The organism is Rhizobacter sp. P2_H2 (assembly GCF_056403375.1).
The window spans coordinates 1-621 of record NZ_JBFUFP010001762.1 but is presented as its reverse complement, the minus strand read 5'-3'; the positions used below and the strand labels follow the sequence as shown (position 1 = coordinate 621).

General features: G+C 62.5%; 1 protein-coding gene. It reads right to left on the bottom strand.

Going from position 1 to position 621, the window contains the following annotated elements; genetic code table 11:
- Positions 1-417: 417 nt before the first annotated feature.
- A partial coding sequence (locus AC1D15_RS36070; RefSeq protein ID WP_477829866.1) for a hypothetical protein occupies positions 418-621 on the bottom strand: 204 nt, incomplete at its 5' end.

The following is a 621-nucleotide window of genomic DNA, read 5'->3' as shown; positions in this document are numbered from 1 at the left end:
CACCCAGAGTTGCCCTCTGAAGCCAAGTCTTTTTGCATCGATGCCCGCGCGACGATCGACTCTCCTCGGTCCCTCGGAGCCTCGACGCATGGCTGAACATACTCGCCCTCAGCTCTCAGCAGGGGTTGCCTGCTGCGCAGCGGTTGCGGTCGGTCGCTTCGAGCTTTCGAGCGGCCGCTTGCTGCCTCAATGCGGACGCTGCGACGTTCTGGGGGGAGCCGAGCGATCGGTCAAGCGACGCGGCGCCGACGGACGCTTGTCGAAGCGCTGTGCCGCCAGTGGATCGGGGTGGGGTTGAACGTCCGCCGCGCGCCTGCGCGAACTGGCACTGTCGACCCGTTGCGGAAGTTCGTTCGGCCGAACTCAGTGCCGCGAAGCGGTTATTCAGAAAGCACGTTGATGCAGCGCGCGAGTCCCTCACATATGAGGGTGCTGGCCTTCATGTGTGCGACCTAGCCGCCGGGTAAAAATTCTGATCAACCAGGCGCGAAGAGCATTCGGCAAAGAAGCGATCATGAGTGCAAGCGCGCCGATGGTGAATACGATTGATATGCCGCCGCCGACGTGGGAGCACGTTGGCAATCCATCAACGAATCCCAGCGAACCGCCGCAGTCCATCTC